20 protein-coding genes are annotated in these 21,306 nt (G+C 72.7%); 12 read left to right on the top strand and 8 right to left on the bottom strand.

All coding sequences use genetic code 11. From position 1 onward, the window contains the following. Positions 1-133: 133 nt before the first annotated feature. Positions 134-1,303: a VWA domain-containing protein gene (locus tag ABD236_RS01945; RefSeq protein WP_425543800.1), complete on the bottom strand. Its 1,170-nt coding sequence runs from the start codon at positions 1,301-1,303 to the stop codon at positions 134-136. A 421-nt stretch (positions 1,304-1,724) separates the two neighbouring features. After that, a complete protein-coding gene (locus tag ABD236_RS01940) occupies positions 1,725-2,678 on the bottom strand; it encodes a LysR family transcriptional regulator (RefSeq protein ID WP_344069099.1) in 954 nt (317 codons plus the stop codon). Between the two features lie 177 nt (positions 2,679-2,855). Here ABD236_RS01940 and snpA point away from each other — a divergent pair, with 177 nt between their 5' ends. Further along, a complete protein-coding gene (gene snpA / locus ABD236_RS01935; protein ID WP_344069096.1) occupies positions 2,856-3,521 on the top strand; it encodes a snapalysin in 666 nt (221 codons plus the stop codon). A 594-nt stretch (positions 3,522-4,115) separates the two neighbouring features. Here the strand turns inward: snpA and ABD236_RS01930 are convergent. Continuing rightward, on the bottom strand, positions 4,116-4,532 hold the full coding sequence (locus tag ABD236_RS01930) for a hypothetical protein (RefSeq protein ID WP_344069093.1): 417 nt from the start codon (positions 4,530-4,532) through the stop codon (positions 4,116-4,118). Positions 4,533-4,637: 105 nt separating this feature from the next. Here ABD236_RS01930 and ABD236_RS01925 point away from each other — a divergent pair, with 105 nt between their 5' ends. Further along, positions 4,638-4,910 (top strand): hypothetical protein, encoded by a 273-nt coding sequence (locus ABD236_RS01925; protein WP_344069090.1) that lies wholly within the window; start codon positions 4,638-4,640, stop codon positions 4,908-4,910. 39 nt (positions 4,911-4,949) lie between these two features. Here the strand turns inward: ABD236_RS01925 and ABD236_RS01920 are convergent, their stop codons facing one another. Then, on the bottom strand, positions 4,950-6,305 hold the full coding sequence (locus ABD236_RS01920; protein ID WP_344069087.1) for an aminotransferase-like domain-containing protein: 1,356 nt from the start codon (positions 6,303-6,305) through the stop codon (positions 4,950-4,952). 96 nt (positions 6,306-6,401) lie between these two features. Between ABD236_RS01920 and ABD236_RS01915 the strand changes: the two genes are divergently transcribed. The 4 genes from ABD236_RS01915 to ABD236_RS01900 all read left to right on the top strand — a co-directional run bounded on the left by ABD236_RS01915 (position 6,402) and on the right by ABD236_RS01900 (position 11,477). Further along, a complete protein-coding gene (locus ABD236_RS01915) occupies positions 6,402-7,157 on the top strand; it encodes an alpha/beta fold hydrolase (RefSeq protein WP_344069084.1) in 756 nt (251 codons plus the stop codon). Between the two features lie 81 nt (positions 7,158-7,238). Further along, a complete protein-coding gene (locus tag ABD236_RS01910) occupies positions 7,239-8,267 on the top strand; it encodes an endonuclease/exonuclease/phosphatase family protein (protein ID WP_344069082.1) in 1,029 nt (342 codons plus the stop codon). A 97-nt stretch (positions 8,268-8,364) separates the two neighbouring features. After that, on the top strand, positions 8,365-9,294 hold the full coding sequence (locus tag ABD236_RS01905) for an NADP-dependent oxidoreductase (RefSeq protein ID WP_344069079.1): 930 nt from the start codon (positions 8,365-8,367) through the stop codon (positions 9,292-9,294). Between the two features lie 209 nt (positions 9,295-9,503). Beyond that, positions 9,504-11,477: an FUSC family protein gene (locus ABD236_RS01900; protein ID WP_344069076.1), complete on the top strand. Its 1,974-nt coding sequence runs from the start codon at positions 9,504-9,506 to the stop codon at positions 11,475-11,477. Between the two features lie 391 nt (positions 11,478-11,868). On the opposite strand, the gene ABD236_RS01895 is transcribed toward ABD236_RS01900, so the two are convergent. Further along, the gene (locus tag ABD236_RS01895) at positions 11,869-12,537 is read right to left on the bottom strand and encodes a DUF4097 family beta strand repeat-containing protein (RefSeq protein ID WP_344069163.1); all 669 of its coding nucleotides are present in this window, start codon (positions 12,535-12,537) and stop codon (positions 11,869-11,871) included. Positions 12,538-12,796: 259 nt separating this feature from the next. Between ABD236_RS01895 and ABD236_RS01890 the strand changes: the two genes are divergently transcribed. Further along, positions 12,797-12,928 (top strand): DUF6126 family protein, encoded by a 132-nt coding sequence (locus ABD236_RS01890; RefSeq protein ID WP_344069073.1) that lies wholly within the window; start codon positions 12,797-12,799, stop codon positions 12,926-12,928. Between the two features lie 287 nt (positions 12,929-13,215). After that, complete coding sequence (trpS, locus tag ABD236_RS01885) at positions 13,216-14,190, top strand: tryptophan--tRNA ligase (protein WP_344069070.1); 975 nt, start codon at positions 13,216-13,218, stop codon at positions 14,188-14,190. Here the strand turns inward: trpS and ABD236_RS01880 are convergent. After that, positions 14,187-14,564, bottom strand: coding sequence for an ATP-binding protein (locus tag ABD236_RS01880; protein ID WP_344069067.1), 378 nt, complete (start codon positions 14,562-14,564; stop codon positions 14,187-14,189). The two genes, trpS and ABD236_RS01880, sit on opposite strands and share 4 nt — an antisense overlap. Positions 14,565-14,700: 136 nt before the next feature. Between ABD236_RS01880 and ABD236_RS01875 the strand changes: the two genes are divergently transcribed. The 4 genes from ABD236_RS01875 (at position 14,701) to ABD236_RS01860 (ending at position 19,139) form a co-directional block, all read left to right on the top strand. Further along, the gene (locus tag ABD236_RS01875) at positions 14,701-15,552 is read left to right on the top strand and encodes a helix-turn-helix domain-containing protein (protein WP_344069064.1); all 852 of its coding nucleotides are present in this window, start codon (positions 14,701-14,703) and stop codon (positions 15,550-15,552) included. Continuing rightward, on the top strand, positions 15,512-15,772 hold the full coding sequence (locus ABD236_RS01870; RefSeq protein WP_344069062.1) for a DUF397 domain-containing protein: 261 nt from the start codon (positions 15,512-15,514) through the stop codon (positions 15,770-15,772). The genes ABD236_RS01875 and ABD236_RS01870 overlap by 41 nt, the downstream gene beginning before the upstream one ends. A 66-nt stretch (positions 15,773-15,838) precedes the next feature. Further along, positions 15,839-17,083, top strand: coding sequence for a PucR family transcriptional regulator (locus ABD236_RS01865; RefSeq protein ID WP_486387785.1), 1,245 nt, complete (start codon positions 15,839-15,841; stop codon positions 17,081-17,083). Between the two features lie 424 nt (positions 17,084-17,507). Further along, complete coding sequence (locus ABD236_RS01860; protein WP_344069058.1) at positions 17,508-19,139, top strand: MFS transporter; 1,632 nt, start codon at positions 17,508-17,510, stop codon at positions 19,137-19,139. 305 nt (positions 19,140-19,444) lie between these two features. Here the strand turns inward: ABD236_RS01860 and ABD236_RS01855 are convergent, their stop codons facing one another. After that, on the bottom strand, positions 19,445-20,062 hold the full coding sequence (locus ABD236_RS01855) for a hypothetical protein (protein WP_425543799.1): 618 nt from the start codon (positions 20,060-20,062) through the stop codon (positions 19,445-19,447). Further along, complete coding sequence (locus tag ABD236_RS01850) at positions 20,059-21,303, bottom strand: MAB_1171c family putative transporter (protein ID WP_344069056.1); 1,245 nt, start codon at positions 21,301-21,303, stop codon at positions 20,059-20,061. Before ABD236_RS01850 ends, ABD236_RS01855 begins: the two co-directional genes overlap by 4 nt. Positions 21,304-21,306 lie beyond the last annotated feature (3 nt).

Here is a 21,306-nt window from a genome sequence, read left to right as displayed (position 1 = left end):
AGCATCCCGACCCCCTAGGGGCGCGGGGAACGGCGCGAGAAGCGGCCACGACCCGCAGACGAACGCGGCCCTTCAGGGGCGCGGGGAACTGCGCGGCCGGCCCGCCACCGGTCCGCAGGTGGAGTCCGGCCGGTCAGGGCCGCTGGGCGAAGCCCGCGACGAGGCCCTGGTAGAACGCCGCGTCCGGGACGTCCCGCGGCGCCGGCCCCGCATGCAGGAACCCCGCGTTCGCCGCGTCCAGCTTCCGCAGGAAGTCGAACGCCTTGCTGTCGTCCTCGCCGAACGCCACGAACTGCCAGAACAGGTCCTTGCCCGCCGCGTCGGCGAGCGCCTGCCGGGCCGCGACCTTGGCGTCCGGGGCGCCGTCGGTCTGGAAGACCACCAGCGCCGGGCCGTCGTACCGGCTCTTCTCGTAGTGCTCCACGACCGCCTCGACCGCGCAGTGGTAGCTGGTGCGCCCCATCCGCCCGAGCGCGGCGTGCGCGTCGTCGACGACGCCCTCGTACGAGGTCAGGGAGACGTCCGCCGTGCCGTCGAGCTCGGTCGAGAAGAACACGGTGTGCACGGCCGCGTCCTCGTCGAGGTGCGCGGCGAGCGCGAGCGTCCGCTCGGCGAGGTGCTGGGCGCTGCCGTCCTTGTAGTACGGCCGCATCGACCCGGACCGGTCGAGCACGAGGTACACCTTGGCCCGAGCCCCGACGAGCCCGGCCTTGCGCAGCTGCGCCCCGGCGGCCTTGTAGTGGTCGACGAGACCGGGGGCCCGGGACTTGACGCGGGGGAGGGAGACGGCGGGAGCGGCCTTGACCGCCACGGGCTCGGCTTCGGCCTCGGCCGGTACGGGCTCGGGCTCGGCCTCGGCCGGTACGGGCTCGGGCTCAGCCACGACGGCCACCGGCTCGGGCTCAGCCACCTCCGGCTCCGGCTCCGGCTCCGGCTCGGGCTCGACCTCGGCCACCTCCGGCTCGGGCTCCGGCTCCGGCTTCTCCGCCAGCGGCGACTCCGCCCGCGGCTGCGGAACATCCGAGGCGGCCGGCTCCGCGGCGGGCGCCGACGGCTCGGCCGCGGGTACGTCCTCCGCGGGCCGCGCGGGCGCGGGCACGGCGGCCCGGGGGGACGCGTCGAACGCCGCCGCGACCAGCTCCTCCGCGGGGGACAGGTCGCGCCGGGCCGGCGCGGGCACGGTCGGCGTCGCGGGCGCGGACTCCTCGGCGGGGGCCGGCACGGTGGCCGGGGCCGGAGCCGACTCCTCCGCCGGAGCCGCCGTCAGGTCGGCGCTCTCCGCGTCGCGATCGCGTCCGAACACTTTGCGCAGCAAGCTCCGAATGCCCATGGGCGAGGCCTTTCGCATGAGTTGGGTGCGATGTGCGGTGCAGGGTGATGCATGGGGTTACCTACCCACGCCGCGTAAGCGGGAGCACGGGCGTGGACACGTAAGGTTAGCGATCCGATCCGGTCAACCTCGGCAGGGGGCGGACGACGCCGTACCGCTTACGCCCCGACCCCCTCCAGGGGCGCGGGGAACTGCGCGAGAAGCGGCCACCGGCCCGCAGCCGACAGCGGATTTCCCGGGCCACGGAGAACCGCCCGAACGGCCCGTACTACCCAGGGGCGCGGGGAACTGCGCGAGCAACCCGCCACCGGCCCGCAGACGAACCCCGGGCCCTAAAGGGGCGCGGGGAACTGCGCGATCAGCCCACCACCGTCCCGCAGACGAACACCGGGCCTCACGGCCGAAGGGCCAGCGGTCCCTCCAACCACGCCCGGTACGGCGCAGACATCCGCGCCGCCTCCCAGTACGCCGCATCCAGCGAAGAGTGCACCACCCCGTACACCCCCGACTCGTACGCCCCGGCCCGAGCGGCCAGCAGCAGCCGGACCGCCAACGGGTCCCCCCGCAACGGCCGGATCGCCATGTCCGCCCGCGGCCGGGACGTCGGCTGGCACGGCGTCACCACCTCCCCGGACGCCACCAGGGACGCGGCCGTCAGATAATCCCCGTGCAGCACCGGGGGATTGAGCCCCGCCGCCGCGAACACCCGCCGCAGCCCGTCCCACTCGCCGTCCACACTGGGGTCCACCATCCACCGGTCCCCCGCCAGGTCGGCCAGGTCCACCACGTCCGCGTCGGCCGCCGGATGGTCGACGGCGAGCGAGATGAACTGCGGCTCGCGCTCGACCAGCACCCGTACGTCCAGCCCCTCCGGCACCCGCAGCGGACACCCCTCCACCTGGTGGACGAAGGCCACGTCCAACTCCCCCGCCGCGACGAGGCGGAGCAACGCGTTGGCGGAGACGGCGACATGGAGCTGCGTCTCGGTGCCGGGCAGCCGCTCGCGCAGCCGCCGCAGCCAGCCGGGGATGGCGCGGCTCGCGGTGGAGCCGATACGCAGCCGGGGCCGCCCGTCCACCCCGTTCACCGCCGCCCGTACCTCCATGACCAGCGCGTCCATCCCCGCGAGCAGCGGCCGTGCGCGGCTGAGGACGGTCTGGCCCAGCGGCGTCGGCCGGCAGCCGGTGCGCTCCCGGGAGAAGAGCAGGCCGCCCAGGGAGTGCTCGATGCGCCGGAGCTGCGTGGTCAGGGCGGGCTGGCTGGTTCCGAGCAGCCGCGCGGCCCTGTGCAGACTGCCGGTGTCGGCGATCGCGCACAGCGCGCGGAGGTGCCTCACGTCGAGCTCCATGGCCCGAGGGTAAAGGGCTTGTCATGTCCTGCACTAGACGGCCGATTCCCCGCCGATAACGCGGGGTTATCGGCGGATGCCATCATCCCCGCGTGCCCCGGGCTCCCCGACACTCGCCCTGGTCCCCGGCAACCCACCGGGGCCGCCCCCACATGAACGAAGGACCAGGAGCCCCCCATGAGACACCAGAGGACTGTCGTCCTGTCCACCGCCCTGGGTCTGGCGCTCGCCGGCCTCGGCGCGATCCCCGCCACGGCCGCCGCCCCCGCCGCCTCCCCCTCCGCCGCCACCTCCGCGTACGCGCCCGGCCCGGCGCCCGTCGGTGCCGCGCAGCGCGCCGCCGACAACAAGGCGTTCTACGACGCCGTGATGAAGTCGGTCGCCAAGAAGCGGGCCGCCAACCCGCTGGCCGCGTCCGTCACCGTCTACTACAGCACCCGTAACGCTCCGAGCTTCCGCTCCCAGATATCGCAGTCCACGCAGATCTGGAACTCCTCGGTGCAGAACGTCCGCCTCGCCGAGTCCTCCTCCGGCGCCGACTTCTCGTACTACGAGGGCAACGACCCGCAGGGCTCGTACGCGTCCACGGACGGGCACGGCGGCGGCTACATCTTCCTCGACTACGCGCAGAACCAGCAGTACTACTCGGTCCGTGTCGTCGCCCACGAGACCGGCCACGTCCTCGGGCTGCCGGACCACTACTCGGGTCCGTGCAGCGAGCTGATGTCGGGTGGCGGGCCGGGTACGTCGTGCCGCAACGCGTACCCGAACAGCACGGAGAAGTCGCGGGTGAACAGCCTGTGGCGGAACGGGCTGGCGTCGGCGTTCAAGCCGGCGGCGTAGTGGTCGGGGCTCGGCGTACGGCCGGTGGGGCACCCGGGTGTCGTACCCCTCTGGCAGCATGACCGCATGCACCGCACGCCGAGTCTCTCTCCCCGCCGCCCGTGTCCGTCGTGCGGGCGCGCGGTGGCCGTGGTGGCGGGGAGGTATGTACGTCATGATCCGCGTGTACGGGTGGCGGGCGGCGGGGAGCTGACGCTCTGCCCCGGCTCGAAGCGGCCGGCTCCGTCCGTGCTGCCCCAGCCCACCTTGGACGGCTACGAACCGGCCCCGTTCCCGGGCCAACTCCCCCTGTTCTGACTGCGTCAGCGGCCCCCTTCTCGGCCCGGTCTTTGTCTGCGGGCCGGTGGCGGGCTGGTCGCGCAGTTCCCCGCGCCCCTAGGTAGTACGGGCCGTTCGGGCGGTTCTCCGTGGCCCGAGAAACCCGCTTTCGTCTGCGGGCCGGTGGCCGCTTCTCGCGCAGTTCCCCGCGCCCCTAAAAGCGCCTGTGGCTGAGCTGGTTTCTCCGGCTGACCTGCAACCCCCTAGGGGCGCGGGGAACTGCGCGAGCAACCCACCACTCAGCGGCAGACGAAGTCCGGGCACAAATCCGGGTCGCTACTCCCGTGTGTAGAACACATAGAACGCCGCCGCAGCCATCCCCCCACCCAGAATCGCTCCCATCCCCGACGCCCCCAACACACTCTCGCCCGACTGGGCATACAGAAACCCCGTCCCCGCCCCGAACAACGCTCCGAACGCCAGCGCCCGCAGCTCCCGCGGCAAGCGGCCCTGGATCATCAGCAGCCCCAGGCCGAGCGCCGCGATCACCGCCCCGGACACCAGGCCGAGCGCGATGTTCGCGCCGGTGACCTCGCCGCCCCGGCGGCTGATGGACGCGGCCCAGAAGCCGTAGCAGACGCCGGTCACCAGGGGGAGGGCGATCAGGGCGAGGGGCAGGCCCAGCCGGGCCGACAGGCCCGGCAGCGGGCCCGGCCGGGACGTGCGCCCCGGCATCGCTGCGTGTGCGGACATGGCGGTGCTCCTTCCACGACACCCCCCGGCTGCACCCCCCCGTACACCCACCCATACAGCCCACACCCGCGCGCCCCACCCGGCAACCCGGGGTTGGCTGGACCCGTGCGCACCCATGTCACCGCAGTCGGCCTCGGCATCGCCGCGGGCGGGCTCGGGCTGCGCGCGCTGGTCGCGCTCGGCCGGGTGCTGACCCTCGCCGACCTCCCGCCGCACGCCGACCCCGGCACCGCCGCCGCCGTCTACGACGCCCTCACCGCCGTCCTGCGCACCACCGCCTGGGCCGCCGTCGCCGCAGGACTCGCCCTGGCGCTCACGTCCTGGCTCAGCGGCCGCGTACGGCGAGCTCCGCCGACCGCCGAAGCGGACTCGCCCTGACCGCGTACGGCGAGCTCCGCCGACCGCCGAAGCAATGCGTCAAGATCCGGCGGTGGCCAGCCCAGACCCACCCCGACCGCGTACGGCCAGCTCCGCCAGCTGTCGAAGCGCCGCGTCGAGGACCGGCCGTGGCGGTGACCCCAGACCCACCCTGACCGCGTCCGGCGCCGACCCCGCCCCCACCGCGAACGCCGACCCCGGCGTCACCGCGATCCCCAGCTCGGCCGCGGCCGCCGCCGCGAACGGCTCCGCCCGCCATGGCTCGGGCAGCTCCCACCAGCAGTAGTAGGAGCTAGGGTCCGTACGGACCCGGAAGCCCCCCAGATGGCGCTCCACCAGCGCGTGCCGCGCCGCCGCCTCCACCCGCTTGGCCGCCGTCACCGCCTCGACCGTCCCGTCCTCCACCCACCGCGCCGCCGCCTCCAGGTTGAAGCGGCCCGCCGTCCACGCCCCGGACCGCAGCGCTCGCGCGACCTCCTCCCCGTACTCCCCAGGAACGCTCAGGAAACCCACCGTGAGCCCCGGCGCCAGCCGCTTCGACAGGCTGTCCACCAGCAGGGTCCGCTCCGGCGCGTACGCCGCCAGCGGCGCGGGCGCCCCGTCCGCCAGGAACGCCCAGGTCGTGTCCTCGACAGCGGGCAGCTCCAACTCCCGTAGCAAGGACGCCAGTTCCGCCCGTCGCGACGACGGCATCGTCAGCGACAGTGGGTTGTGCAGCGTCGGCTGGACGTACACCGCGCTCAGCGGCGCCCGCCGGTGCGCCGTCTCAAGGGCCGACGGCAGCATCCCGGCCCCGTCCGTCCCGATCCCCACCAACGTGGCACCGAGCCGCTCCGCCACCGCCTTGACCAGCGGGTACGTCAGCTCCTCCACCCCGACCCGGGCCCCCGGCCGGGCCAGCGCGGACAGCGCCGCCGCGATCGCCTGGCGGCCGTTGCCCGCGAACAGCAGCCCGTCCGGGTCCGGGCTCCAGCCGGGGCGGGCCAGCACCCGGGCCGCCGCCGCCCGCGCCCCGGGCGTGCCGTCCGCCGCCGCCGGGCGGGTGGCCTCCAGGAGGACGTCCGGGCGGGCCAGACCCGCCAGGGCGCGGGCCATCAGCTCCGACTGGCCGTCCGCCACGGGGTAGTTGAGCTCCAGGTTCACCGGCGTGCGGCCGCTGTCCTCCGCGAGCACCGAGCCGGGGTGCGGCGGCGCGGCCCGGACGAAGGTGCCGCGCCCGACCTCCCCGACCACCAGGCCCCGCCGCACCAGCTCCCCGTACGCCCGGATCGCCGTGGAGACCGCCACCCGGTGGCGGCGCGCGAACGCGCGCTGCGGCGGCAGCCGGTCGCCCGGCCGCAGCCTTCCGTCGGCGATCGCCTTCGCGACCCCGTCCGCCAGCCGTCGGTAATCCACCCGAGCCCCCCACCGCCAGCGAACCGCCACCCTGACATTGCACCGAGAGCAAAGATCTTATTGCACCGAGCAATTGGACCCGCCTAGCCTCCTGACATGCCCACCACCTACACCGACCGGGGCACGGGCGACGCCCTGTTCCTGGTCCACGGCCACCCCTTCGACCGCACGATGTGGGACCCGCAGACCGAGGAGTTCGCCCGCACCCACCGGGTCGTCGCGCCCGATCTGCGCGGCTACGGCAGTGCGCCCGTGACCCCCGGCACGACCCTCCTCTCCGACTTCGCCGAGGACGTCCGCGCGCTCGCGGACCGGCTGGGCGTCGAGCGCTTCGCCCTCGGCGGGCTCTCCATGGGCGGCCAGATCGTCATGGAGTGCTACCGCCTCTTTCCGGAGCGGATCAGCGCGCTGGTCCTCGCGGACACCTTCCCCGCCGCCGAGACCCCGGACGGCCGCACCGCCCGCCGCGCGACGGCCGACCGGCTCGTACGCGAGGGCATGAAGCCGTACGCGGACGAGGTGCTGGAGAAGATGGTGGCGCCGTACGCGGACGCCGAGGTGAAGGCGCACGTGTACCGGATGATGACCGCGACCGACCCCGAGGGCGCCGCCGCCGCGCTGCGCGGGCGCGCCGAGCGGCCCGACTACCGGGAGCTGCTGACCACGGTCCGCGTCCCCACGCTGATCGTGGTGGGCCGGGACGACACGTACACCCCGGTCGCGGACGCCGAGGCGATGCACGCGGCGATCCCCGGCTCCACCCTGGTGGTCGTGGAGGCGGCGGCCCATCTGCCCAATCTGGAGCGGCCCGAGGAGTTCAACGCGGCCCTGCGCGCGCACCTGACGGGCTGACCGCGCGTACCGGCGGATACTTGAGGGCACCACGTCCTGTCGAACCGTCGAACCGCTGAACCCGTCGACCGGGAGGCTCCCTTGGACGCCCTTGGCACCGCACCGCCCTGGCCCGCGACGGACGCGGCGGCGGGCCCGCCCGGGGAGCGCGGGCACCCGTGGCGCCGGGCGGGCGCGGTCCTGGCCGGGCTGCTGCTCGCCGGGGTCAGCGCGGTCGTCGGGTGCCGGGTGGCCGACTCCGACGGCGTCACGCCGGTGCCGCAGCTGCTGGCCTTCCTGCCGTGGCTGCTGGTGCCGGGCGGGGCCGCGCTGGTCCTGGCGCTGTTCGGGCGGTGGCGGACCGGGATGGCGTGGGCGCTGGTGGTGCTCGCGGTCACCGGCTGGTACACCCAGCCGTACGGCGCCGAGGTCACCCGCCCGCACGGCCGTCCCCTCGGCGAACTGCGCGTGCTGAGCGCCAACACCGAATTCGGCTGGGCGACGGACGACTTGGTCGCGGCGGTGGGCCGCGAGCGGCCGGATCTGGTCTTCGTCCAGGAGTGCGCGTTCGTCTGCGCGGACGCGCTGGAGGAGCGGGTGGCGAAGGCCGACTACCCGTACCGGAACGTCGTACGCGAGGACGGCTCGGCCGGGTCCGCGATCCTCAGCAAGTACCCGCTCACCCCCACTCCCGCCCTCCCCTCCGAGATGGCGATGCCGGGCGCGGTGGCGCGGATCGCGGGCCGGGACGTACGCCTCCAGCTCGCCCACCCGGAGCCCCCGCTGCCGGGCCGGGAGGGGGTGTGGCGCCGGGAGCTGGGGCGGGTACGGGACGTCGCCGCGGCGGCGAAGGGCGAGGCGGTGATCGTCGCCGGGGACTTCAACGCGACCCAGGACCACGCCGCCTTCCGTGCGGTCCTGAAGGCGGGCGCCCTGCACGACAGCGCCCGGCTCGCGGGCAGCTCCCGTACGTACTCCTGGCCCGCCGACCGCACCACGCCCTTCCGTACCCAGATCGACCATGTACTGGTCAGCGGGGACGACTTCACGGTTCGCTCGGCCCGCTTCCTGACCCTGCGCGGCACCGACCACCGGGCGCTCCTCGTCGGCCTCGAACTGTTCGAGGGGTAGCGGCCGGTGGTCCGGGGTGCGGGCGGCGCGGTCCTGGGTGAGGATCGGACCGTCCGGAAGCCCGGTTGCAGGGGGGCCGAGCAGGAGGCCTATACATATGCGCGCTGTCGCGGTCCCGGCCTTCAGGGCCACGCCGGAAGTGATCCATGTCCCCAAGCCGTCGCCCGGCCCGGGCGAAGTGCTGGTGAAGATCGAGTACGCGGCCCTCAACCCGTTCGACTGGCAGGTCGCGGACGGCCTCCTGGACGGCCGGGCCCCGCACGTCTTCCCGCTGGTCCTCGGCGTCGACTTCGCCGGGCGCGTGGACGTGGTCGGGCCGGGTGAGAACCGGTTCGTGGTGGGTGACGCGGTGTACGGGCAGGCGGGACGGCCGCCGGTGGGCACGGGCACGTACGCGGAGTACGTCACGATGCCGCAGGACGCCGCGATCGCCGGGGTGCCGGACGGGATCACGCTGCGGGCGGCCGCGGCGCTGCCGACGGCCGGGATGACGGCGCTCCAGATCCTGCGCACGGGCGTGGCGCTGGAACCGGGCGACACGCTGCTGCTCGTGGGCGCCGCGGGTGGCGTGGGCAGCGCGCTCACCCAGCTGGCGGCGGCCCGGGACATCCGGGTCGTGGCGGTGGTCCGGGGCGACGAGCGGGAGCGGATGCGGGCGCTGGGCGCGGTCCTGTCGATCGACTCCACCGAGCAGTCGGTCCCCGAGGCGTGCGGGCGGGTGGTGCTGGGCGGGGTGGACGCGGTGGTGGACCTGGTGTCGGCGGACGCGTCGTCGTTCGAGACGTACGCGCGGCTGATGCGGCCGGGTGGCGCGGCCCTGAGCACCCGGGGCTGCGCCCCGCCCGGCCTGGGCGTGAACTTCCACCTCACGGCGTCGGGCGCGCTCCTGGACGCGCTGGCCGCCGCGGCGGTGGCGGGCGAGATCCACGTGCCCGTGGAGGGGGAGTACCCGTTGGAGAAGGTGCCGGAGGCGCTGGAGCGGAATCGGGGGGGTGGGGCGCGGGGGAAGACGTTGTTTGTGCCGTAAACGTTGTCCACAGCCTGTGGATAATGCCCGGCCTTTGCCTGCGGCCCGGTGGTGGGTTGCTCGCGCAGTTCCCCGCGCCCCTAAAAGCCTGTGGCTGAGCTGGTTTCTCCGGCTGACCCGCAACCCCCCAGGGGCGCGGGGAACTGCGCGAGCGACCCACCACTCACCCGCAGACAAAGGCCGGGCACTCCCGATCGCATACTGATCACATGGGTGCACAACCAGACGTGGACGAGACCCCGACCGACCGCGCACGGGTGCGGCTCACCCCACCCGCATGGCTGGTCAGCGGCCTACGGCCACAGCGCACCCCCATCGCCTGGCCCGCCGTCGCCCGCGCGGGAATCGCCCTCGCCGCCCCCCTCGCCGTCGGCTTCGCCACCGACCAGCCCACCTACGGCGCGCTCACCTCCATGGGCGCCCTCTCCGGAGTGATCGGCGACACCGCCGACGCGTACCGGATGCGCGTCTTCAACATCGCCGTACCGCAGCTCTTCGGCGCGATCGGCGTCACCCTCGGCACCCTGGTGTACGGCGAGGGCTGGCTGGCGGTCGCCGCGCTCACCCTCGTGGCGCTGGTCTCCGGGATGATCTCGTCCATCGGCGCGGTCGCCTCCGTCTCCGGTCTGCTGCTCCTGCTGAACGCCGTGGTCGGCGCCGGCCTGCCGATGCCGTCGCCGTGGTGGAAGGCACCGCTGCTGCTCACCGTCGGCGGCCTCTTCGTCCTCCTGCTCACCCTCCTCGGCTGGCCGCTGCGCAACCGGGTCCCGGAGCGGACGGCCGTCGCCGCGACCTACCGGGCGGCGGCCGACCTCCTCGAAGCCGCGGGCACACCGGCGTACGACGCCAGGCGCCAGGCCATGACGCAGTCGCTCAACACGGCGTACGACCTGGTGCTCGCGCGCCGCACCCGCGACCACGGACGGCGCAGTCCGCTGGTGCGGCTGCTGGCGCAGCTGAACGTGGTGATCCCGCTGGTGGAGGCGGCCCCGGCGGCGCATCTGCGAGGACGGCCGCTGCCCGCCGAGATCCCCGCGGCCGTACGGGAGTTGGCGGCCGCGGTCGAACAGGCCCGCACCGGCCCGGTGCCGGACCTGGCGCTGCCCGAGCCCGCCAAGCCGTCGGAACGCGCGGTGGACGCGGCGCTGCGGCACGCGGCGGTGGTGGTCCACAAGCCGGACCCCGACCCGTACAACGTCGACGACCGCCTCGGCCGCCCGGCCGCGCTGCGGATCCGGCTGCGGCGGGGCGCGCGCAACGTGCTGTTCTCGCAGGCGTCCTGGCGGTACGGGCTGCGGCTCGCGCTCTGCATCGGGCTGGCCCAGGCGCTGGTGTCGCTGGTGGCGGTGCCGCGCTCGTACTGGGTGGCGCTGACCGTCACGTTCGTCCTGAAGCCGGACTTCGGGTCGGTGTTCTCGCGGGCGGTGCTGCGGGCGCTCGGCACGGCGGTGGGCCTGGTGACGGCGGCGGCCGTGCTGGCGGAGGTGCCGCGCGGGTGGTGGGACGTGCCGGTGATGGTGGTGCTGGCGGCGCTGATCCCGGCGTTCTCGGCGAAGGGTTACGCCTTCCAGACGGCGGCGATCACGCCCGTGATCCTGCTCCTGTCCGACGTCCTCAACCACCAGGGCTTCGGCCTGGTGCTGCCACGCCTGTGGGACAGCCTGATCGGCTGCGGGATCTCGCTGGTGGCGGGGTATCTGCTGTGGCCGGAGAGCTGGCACACCCGGATCGGGGACCGGCTGGCGGACGCGGTGGAGGACGCGGCGGCGTACGTGGAGTGCGCGTTCGCCCTGGCGGGCGAGGACCAGGCGGAACGGGGCCGGCGCCGGCGCCGCATCTACCGGGACCTGTCGGTGGTCCGCTCCGAGTTCCAGCGCGCGCTGACCGAGCCGCCGCCGATGGGGGCGCGGGCGGCGGCGTGGTGGCCGCTGGTGGTGGCGGTGGAGCGGATCGTGGACGCGACGACGGCCGGGCGGGTACGGGTGAACCACGGAGCGGAGCCGCCGTCGGCGGGGGAGGTGGCGGAGGCGGCGCGGGAGCTGCGGGGGTTGGCGGCAGGGCTGCGGGCCTCGTCCACCCTGGTGGAGGTCCGGACGACGCTCTCGGGCCCGGAGGGGGCGGTCCTGTCCCCGCTCCGGGCGGAGATCCAGGCGGCCCGCGCAATCACGTCCCCCCGACCGTAACGCCCCCTTTTTGGCCCGGCCTTTGTCTGCGGCCCGGTGGCGGGCTGGTCGCGCAGTTCCCCGCGCCCCTAGGTAGTGCGGCCCGCTCGGGCGGTCGTTCGCGCCCTTGGAACCCCGCTGTCGTCTGCGGGTCGTGGCCGGTTGCTCGCGCAGTTCCCCGCGCCCCTAAAAGCGCCTGTGGCTGAGCTGAGTCCTCCGACTGCGGCCACCCCCCCCCAGGGGCGCGGGGAACTGCGCGGGAAGAGGCCACCGGCCCGCAGACGAAGGCGGGTTTAGGGGCGCGGGGAACTGCGCGAGAGGCGGCCACCGGCCCGCAGACGAAGGCGAGTTTAGGGGCGCGGGGAACTGCGCGAGCAACCACCCACTCAGCCGCAGACAAAGGCCGGGCCCATCAGACCGTGTGGGCCGAGATGTCCCCGTACGCCGTCGTCGCCCGGATCACCAACCCCGCCTCACCCCCCGTATTCCGGAGCCCATTCCGCACACGCCCATAACTCGTACCGGCGTCCAGCGACGCCGTCACCCCCGCCGCCGCCCCCACCGAGACGTCACCCGCCTGCGTGCGCAGCACCACCGTGCCGCGCACCGCCTCCGCGACACGGATGTCGCCCTTCGCCGTGGTGATCTCGGCGGGACCGCCCAGCCGGCCGACCACGACGTCACCGGCGAGCGCGGTGAGCCGGACACTCGCGGCCTGGTCGATCTTGACCGTGCCGTGCGCCCCGTCGAACGCGACGTCCCCGAAGCGTCCGACGGCCCGGAACTCCGTGGCCGCCGCCTTCACCTCGACGCGGGAGTCGGCGGGCAGCTGGACGGTCACCTCGACGGATCCGGAGTTCCCCAGGACCCGGTTCTTCGCCGAGGAGGCGACGACGCGCAGCACACCGTCGGCGTACTCGACCGTGGTCAGCTCGGCCGCCTTCACATCGCGGCCCTTGGCGGGGTTCGCGGGCCGGACCTCGACCGTGGTGTCGGCCCGGTCGGCGGCGATGAACTGGACGCGCCCGGCGGGGATGTCGAGGACGGCGGAGATCGGGGCGGTGGTGGTGAACTTCAGCATCATGCTGTCCTTCGGCTTGTCGTTCCCGGTTTCTGATGAACGAAAAGCTACGTTGCGTTCGGTGATCAGGCAACGCAATCGCCGCCAGGAATCCGCATCTCAGCAGCTCAGGCGCCTAGTTTCAGAGCAATGGATCTGAAACTAACGCAACGCCCGCCAGTCACGCGTTGCAATGAGGTGCGAGTGAACGCTATGCCGGGGGCACCCGGATCACACCCCGTACGCTGGACACGACGCCCACCACGCAAGGAGCGCCCCCGTGGCCGAAGACCCCGAGAAGACCAAGGAACGCGGCATAGCCCTCCGCGCCGGGTTCTACATCTTCGGCACCCACCTCTTCGCCGGCTTCGTATGGCTCCTCTTCTACGTGGGTGAGCACGCCCACAAGTGAGGAACGGCCGGAAGTCCCTCCCCCCAGGACCCCCGCCCCCGTACACTCGCCGCATGACCTCCGCGCAGTCGCAGTCGCAGTCACAGGCGCAGCCGAAGTCGCTGCACCTGAACTGGTGGCGCTCCTCCTAGGAGCGGCCACCCCACCTGCACGCGCACGATCAAGGGCCGTTCGACATCGGACGGCCTTTCGTATGCCCGGGCATCCCGGACATGCCCGGCCCCCTGGAGGGGACGGCGCCCGTCCCGCGAAACGGCCGTCACCCACCCCAGAAGGGCCCCAGAACAATGACCCGCATCCTCACCGGCGACCGCCCCACCGGCCCCCTCCACCTCGGCCACTACTTCGGCACGCTCCACAACCGCGTACGCCTCCAGAACGAGGGCGCCGAGGTCGTCCTCGTCATCGCCGACTACCAGGTCATCACCGACCGCGACCTCGCCGACGACCTCCTTGGCCACACCGAGCGCCTCGTCCTGGACTACCTGGCCGCCGGTATCGACCCCGCCCGCACCACCGTCTTCACCCACAGCGCCGTCCCCGCCCTCAACCAGCTCCTCCTCCCCTTCCTCAGCCTGGTCTCCGTCGCCGAGCTCGGCCGCAACCCCACCGTCAAGGACGAGATCGCGCACTCGCGCCAGTCCGCCGTCAGCGGGCTGATGTACACGTATCCGGCCCACCAGGCCGCCGACATCCTGTTCTGCAAACCCGACCTGGTCCCGGTCGGCCAGGACCAGGCCCCCCACCTCGAGGTCACCCGCACGATCGCCCGCCGCTTCAACGACCGTTACGGGCACGTCTTCCCCGAGCCCGAGATCCTCCTCTCCGACACCCCCCTCCTCCTCGGCACCGACGGCACCAAGATGAGCAAGTCGCGCGGCAACGCGATCCCGCTCGGCGCCACCCCCGACGAGACCGCCGCCGTCATCCGCCGCGCCACCACCGACCCCGACCGGCGCATCACCTACGAGCCCGACACCCGCCCCCACGTGGCCAACCTCCTGCGGCTCGCCGCGCTCTGCCAGGACCGCGACCCGTACGAGATCGCCACCGAGATCGGCGACGGCGGCGCCGCCGCGCTGAAACGCCACGTCACCGACGCCGTCAACACCTTCCTGGCCCCGATGCGGGCCCGCCGCGCCGAGTACGCGCGGGACCTCTCGTACGTACGAGAGGTCCTGCGCGAGGGCAACAAGCGCGCCAACGCCATCGCCGAGGCCACCCTCGACGAGGTCCGCGCCGCGATGGGCGGCTTCCGCTAGCCGTCCGCCGCCGGTGCGTCGCACTCGAACCACACCGTCTTCCCGCCCCACGCGTGCGGCACCACCCCCCACCGGTTCGCCACCGTCGCCACGATCAGCAACCCCCGCCCGGATTCGGCCAGTTGCTCGGGGTGGGCGGGCATCTCGGGCAGCTTCGGGCAGTCGTCCGTGAGCTCCACCCGGAGCCCGCCCGCCCGGGCGAGTATCACCACCTGGCACTGCCGGCCGGGCACATGGCGTACGACGTTCGCCATCAGCTCGGTGAGCGCGAGCTCGGCGTCGTCGGCCAGTTCGGTCATCGACCAGTTGGCCAGGTACTGGCGCAGGATGCGGCGTAAATGCCGCGCGGAGTGGTCGCCCACGGTGAGGTTCATGCCGTAGCGCCCTCCAACTCCCGCCTCGGAAGAGTGAGTTGCGTGATTCACGTCACCAGAGTGCGGTCAGGTGTTTACGCTCGGCTACGGGCCGAAAATTCAGCCTCACACATACGGTTGGGGGTGACCCTTCGACATGGTCAACATCCGAGACCTCGATCCCAGCGCCTCCCCGCTGGACTACTACGGTTCCGAGCTGCGCCGCAAGCGCGAGGCGGCCGGGATGACGCAGGAGCAACTCGGCGCCGTCATCTTCTGCGCGGCGTCACTGATCGGCCAGATCGAGACGGCCCGGAAGGTCCCGACCCGGGACATCTCGGAACGCCTGGACGCGGCGCTGCTGACGGACGGCTTCTTCACGCGGTTGGTGGGGCTGGTGCTGCGCACGCAGTTGCCGTCCTGGTTCCAGCAGTATGCGGAGATGGAGGCGCGGGCGGCGTACATTTCCACGTTTCAGGCGCAGTTGGTGTACGGGCTGCTCCAGACCGAGGACTACGCCCGTGCCGTTCTCGGAGTACGGGACGAGGGTGACGTCGACGCGCGCGTAGAGGCTCGTATGGAGCGCCAGCGCATCCTGGACCGCGAGACACCACCGCTGATCTGGGTGGTGATGAGCGAGACGGTGCTGCGCCAGCAGATCGGTGGCCGGAAGGTCATGAGGGAGCAGCTTGAGCACCTGCTGCACCTCAATGCGAGCCGGGACTGGGTGAAGGTGCAGGTGCTGCCGTTCGAGGCTGGTGCACACACCGGGTTGCCTGGCTCCTTCACCACCCTGCGGTTCGACGACGACCCGGACCTCGTGTACACCGAGGACTTCGTCAGCGGGCACATGACTGCCAACCAGCAAGCTATCAGGGAGGGTTCACTCCGTTACGATCACTTGCAGGCCACTGCCCTCTCCGTGGAGGGCTCGGCGGCACTGATCGCCCGCGTAATGGAGGAGCGTTATGGGGACCAACCAAAACCTGACGAGTGCCCGGTGGCGTAAGTCGTCCTACAGCTCCGACACCGGCGGCGAATGCGTCGAGTGTGCTCCTCTCGGCGCCGCCGCCTGGCGTAAGTCGTCCCACAGTGGCGACACCGGCGGCGAATGCGTAGAAATCGCCACCCAACCCCACCGCATCGCGGTGCGCGACTCCAAGAACCCCGACGGCGGGGCCTTCACCGTCAGTCCGGGGGCCTTCGCCGCCTTCGTGCGGACGCTCTGACGCGGTCGTCGGACCGGGCCGCGGGGGCTATTGACCGGTGAGTAACAACCGCTCATACTCGCCCCCATGGCCGGGCCATGGGCCGCTCTGCCGCGTACGCTCGCCGCGGAGCTGCGAAAGGAACAGCGTTCCACGGCGGCCGAGGTAATTCGGCAGATCAGGCAACACGTGCCGGAATTCTCTAGGCCGTTGCATGGGAAATTCGGACACGGTATCCAGATGGGCGTGGAAACCGCACTCGCCGAATTCGCGGACCTCGTGGAGGGCGGCGACGCGGCCTCCGCCGAGCGGGGCGGGGAGCGGTGGCGGGTGTACTGGGTGCTGGGGCGCGGCGAGTTCGCCGAGGGCCGCAGCCTGGACGCGTTGCAGGCCGCGTACCGGCTGGGGGCGCGGGTGGCCTGGCGGCGGTACGCGCGCGCGGCGCGGCGGGCCGGGGTGGGCGCCGACCAGGTCGTACTGCTCGCCGAGGCGGTGTTCGCGCACATCGACGAGATCTCCGCCGTGTCGGTACGCGGGTACGCGGAGGCGCAGGCCGACAAGGCGGGCGCGCTGGGGCGGCGGCGCCACCATCTGCTGGGGCGGATCGTTTCCGGGGCGGACGCGTCCGCACTCGAACAGGCGGCCGTGACGGCGAACTGGATGCTGCCCGACACTGTGGCGTGCGTCGCGCTCGGACCGCCCGCCGAGCGCGACCGCACGTATCGCAGGCTGCCTCCGGCCGTGCTCGCCGACCTGGACGGGCAGGAGCCGTATCTGCTGGTCCCGGAGCCGGAGAAGGCTTTCGAGGACCAGGCGTTCGCGGGGGCGCTGGAGGTGCGCGGGGCGGTGGTCGGGCCGACCGTGCCGCTCGCGATGGCGGCGGACTCGCTGCGCTGGGCGCGGACGCTGCTGGCGCGGCTCGAACGGCCGGCGGGGATCGTACGGTGCGAGGAGCGGCTGCCGGAGCTGCTGCTTCTCGGTGACCAGCCGCTGGTGCGGCTCTTCGCCGACCGGCGGCTGCGGCCCCTGGACGACCTCACGCCGAAGCAGGCCACTCGGCTTGCCACGACGCTGCTGGTGTGGCTCCAGTCGCAGCGGGGCAGCGCGCCGGAGGTGGCGGAACGCCTTGCCTTGCACCCGCAGACGGTACGCCAGCGGTTGCGCCGCATCGAGGAGCTGTTCGGGGCGGCGCTCGACGACCCCGACGCGCGCTTCGAGCTCGAAGTGGCCTTGCGATTCCGATTGTTGGGTTCGCCAGGCCCCTATTCGGCCCGGTCTTTGTCTGCGGCTGAGTGGCGGGCTGGTCGCGCAGTTCCCCGCGCCCCTAGGTAGTACGGCGGTTGCGGCGGGGTCGCCGCGCCCTGGAAACCCGCTTTCATCTGCGGACCGTAGCCGGTTGCTCGCGCAGTTCCCCGCGCCCCTAGGGGGTTGGGATCGGCCGGAGATCTTGGCCCAGCCACGGGCTTTCAGGGGCGGGCTCAGCCGATGTACCTGCCTCAGCCACAGGCTTTTAGGGGCGCGGGGAACTGCGCGAGAAGCGGCCACCGGCCCGCAGCCGAACGAAGCCTTCCGGGGGCGCGGGAACTCCTGGGCAATGCCGTACCTACCTAGGGGCGCGGGGAACTGCGCGAGCAACCCACCACTCAGCCGCAGACAAAGGCCGGGCACAACCCCCCGCGTCACTCGCGTGGCAGAACGCCCAACCACCACTTAGCGTAAGGAAGGGTGTGTATCCCCCCTTAAGGAGACGTACGCCATGGGCCGTCACACCAAGGACGCCGTCGAAGAGGGCAGGGCAGAGCGGATAGCCGCCGCCTCAGCACCGCAGGAGAGCGCCGAAACGGCCACCGGGGCGAGTCCCGAGGACCCACTGCGCGGGCGCGGCGCGGTCACGGCCGCCGCCGCAGCAGCCGGCGGCACCGGCCACCAAGGCGGCGCCGCCCACGAACACCGCTGGCTGGTCCTCGCCGTCATCGGCGTCGCCCAGCTCATGGTGGTGCTCGACGCCACCATCGTGAACATCGCCCTGCCCTCCGCGCAGAGCGACCTCGGCTTCAGCGACGGCAACCGCCAGTGGATCGTCACCGCGTACGCCCTCGCCTTCGGCTCGCTCCTGCTGCTCGGCGGCCGGGTCGCGGACCTGGTGGGCCGCAAGGCCGTCTTCCTGACCGGTCTGATCGGCTTCGCGGTGGCCTCCGCGATCGGCGGCGCGGCGCCCAGCTTCACGGTGCTGGTCATCGCCCGCGCCCTCCAGGGCGTCTTCGGCGCGCTGCTCGCCCCGGCCGCGCTGTCCCTGCTGACCACGACGTTCACCGATCCGAAGGAACGCGCCAAGGCCTTCGGGATCTACGGCGCCATCGCGGGCACCGGCGGCGCGGTGGGCCTGCTGCTCGGCGGACTGCTCACCGAGTACCTCAACTGGCGCTGGTGCCTGTACGTGAACCTCATCTTCGCGGCGATCGCCTTCCTCGGCGCGCTGCGGCTGCTGCACCCCGGAGCCCCGGCCGACCGCCCGAAGCTGGACATCCCCGGCACGCTCCTCGTCTCGGCGGGCCTGTTCTGCATCGTGTACGGGTTCTCCAACGCCGAGAAGCACTCGTGGAGTTCGCCGCAGACCTGGGGGTTCCTGGCGGCGGGCGGGGTGCTGCTGGTCGCGTTCGTCCTGTGGCAGATGCGGGCCGCGCACCCCCTGCTGCCGCTACGGGTGGTCCTGGACCGCGACCGGGGCGCCTCGTTCCTCGGGATGTTCATATCCGGCGCGGGGATGTTCGGGGTCTTCCTCTTCCTCACGTACTACTTGCAGCAGGTGCTGCGCTACTCGCCCGTGAAGACCGGGCTCGCCTTCATCCCCATGGTCGTGATCATGATCGCGTCGTCGGTGATCGCGCAGAACCGCTTCGTACCGAAGCTGGGCGCCAAGCCGATCGTGCCGCTGGGCATGGGGCTGGGCGCGGCGGGTCTGGTGTGGATGACGGCGCTGGACGTCGACAGCACGTACGCGGCGCACGTCCTGCCGCCGCTGCTGGTGATGGGCTGCGGGATGGGTCTGATCTTCGCGCCGGCGATGAACCTGGCGACGGCGGGGGTCGCGGCGCACGACGCGGGGGTCGCGTCCGCGATGGTCAACACGAGCCAGCAGGTGGGGGGTTCGGTGGGTACGTCGCTGCTGAACACGCTGGCGACGAGCGCGGCCACGCACTACTTGGTGGGCAAGCGGCCCACGCCGCAGGTCCTGGCCAAGGCCCAGCTGCACAGTTACGCGACGGCGTACTGGTGGTCGGCGGGTTTCTTCGCGCTCGGCCTGCTGGTGACGGTGATCCTCTACCGCAAGGGCCCCCCGCACCCGCACCCGACGGAGGGCGGGGACGCGGGCCCGATCCACATGTAACTCGCCCCGGCCTTTGTCTGCGGGTGTGTGGGTGGCTGGTCGCGCAGTTCCCCGCGCCCCTGGGTGGTTCGTCGGCTGCGGGCCGGTGGCCGCTTCTCGCGCAGTTCCCCGCGCCCCTAAAGCCTGTGGCTGAGGTAGGTGCATCGGCTGAGCCCGCCCCTGAAGGCCCGTGGCTGAGCCAAGATCTCCGGCTGCCGGGGACTACCTAGGGGCGCGGGGAACTGCGCGATCAGCCACCCACTCAGCCGCAGACGAAGGATCGGCCGCCCGCCAGAGGGCTTTCGGGAAGGGGCGGGGTGGGGGCCTCACACGAACAAGAACACCAACGCCGTCCCCGCCCCCAACCCCGCCCCGGCAACCACCTGTCCCACCGTGTGATACCGCAGCGCCACCCGAGACCAGCAAACCCCCACCGTAAGCACATACCCCAGCAACCACACCGGCGAATGCTGCACCCCCGCCAGCAGCGCCACGACCGCCGACCCCACCGCCGAGTCCACCGAGATCTTCCAGACCGTGTTCACCGCCAGCAGCCCCACCGTCATCACCCACAGCGCCAGCATCGCCGCGAGGATGCCGGCGGGCGCGTCGCCGAGGACCATGACCAGGGAGCCCGTGCCGATCGAGCCGAGGATGACGAAGAAGATCGGCGCCCGCTTCGTACGGTCGACCACATGCCGGTCGCCCCACGTGCCGCGCCCGCGCTCCCACTCGATGTAGCCCGCCGGGATCAGGCCGGCGCACAGGGCCCCGAGGAACCCCCACAGCAGCCCGGTCCAGTCGCCCGCCGCCGCGAACCCGATCGCGAGCATGCCGACGAGCAGGCAGTTGCGCGGCTGGAGGACGTTGGTGACGGCCAGGGCGACCGGCCGCCGCGAGGGATCATCAAGACCGACCGTACGGCTCTCAGTCGTCCCGCTCACGCCACACTCTCCTGCGTCCCGCCCCGCACCGACGCCAGAACCTCACCGGCCCGGTCCTCCGAAATCGTCCGGTACGCGGCGGCCACCCGCACCAGCCACGCCACCTCCCCGTCCTGGTCGACGGCGTGCTGCGGCTCGATCGCCGCCGCCCCGCCCGCCGGCGCCCCGCCGGCCTTCGCGGCGAGCGCGGCCTTGATCCAGTACGCGTCGGCGAGCGGGCTCGCCCCGGTCCCGGCCGCCCGCTTGGCCGCGTCCAGGAGCGCGTCCGGCACATAGTGGCGCAGCTTCTCCACCGCGTCCGCGATGTCCGCGGCCCACCGGTCGATCCGCAGGTCGGCGGGGGTGTCGAAGCGCGTCAGCTCCCGTACGAGCGAGGCGGGCGGCTCGAACGGCTGGTCCGGGAACGCCGTCATCAGCTCGTACCAGAGCGGGTGCAGCCGGGCCTGTGCCCGCCACAGCCGCACCCGGCGCCAGCCCTTGCTGAAGGCGGGGATCGACGCGCCCAGCGCGAAGAACGCGAACAACACGATCTGCGAGGCCTCGGTGACCTCGTCGAAGCGCAGCGCGAACGACTTGCTCGGCCGGTCGATCACACTCACCCACAGGAACAGCGTCCGGCTGAGGGTGTAGGCCACGCCGATGAACATGGCGAAGGTCATCATGCCGAGCCCGAGGCGCAGATGGCGCACCTTCGCGTTCCCGGTGGCGAGCGCCCACTGGTAGGCGCAGACGGCCGAGGAGGCGCCCAAGTACAGATAGAACACGCTCATGTAGAGCGTCGCGCCCCACTGGCCCGCGTGGTCCGAGACGAACCGGTCGGAGGGCACGGAACGGTCCACGACCGTGAAGAACAGCACGGTCAGCAGGACCAGTGTGGCCGCCGACGCCTTGGCGGCGACCCGCTGGACGGTCCGCGCGAACCGCACGTGCCGGGGAACGGCTCCCTCGTCCGGGAAGTGGCCGTAGATCGCCACGATGTAGCTGAGGATCGCCAGGATGGCGATGGTGGCGGTGTAGTGCTTGATGAGGACGGCGAGGTCGGTGACCTCACTGTCGTTGAGTGTGATCCGTACGAACTTGGTCTTGGTCCACAGGGCTACGGCGAACCCGGCGTAACAGCCCCACAGGGCGCGGCGGCGCTTGTCCTCCTCGTCGCCCCACAGGGCGGCGGGCATACGCCACAGGGCGACGGCGGTCATCAGCGCGGCTATGAGATAGCCGGCGAGGTCGAGGGGGCTCACGGG

The sequence above is a fragment of the Streptomyces crystallinus genome (assembly GCF_039521265.1).
GTDB lineage: Bacteria > Actinomycetota > Actinomycetes > Streptomycetales > Streptomycetaceae > Streptomyces > Streptomyces crystallinus.
Note: the sequence above shows the minus strand (reverse complement) of the source record. Positions and strands in the feature narration are given on the sequence as shown.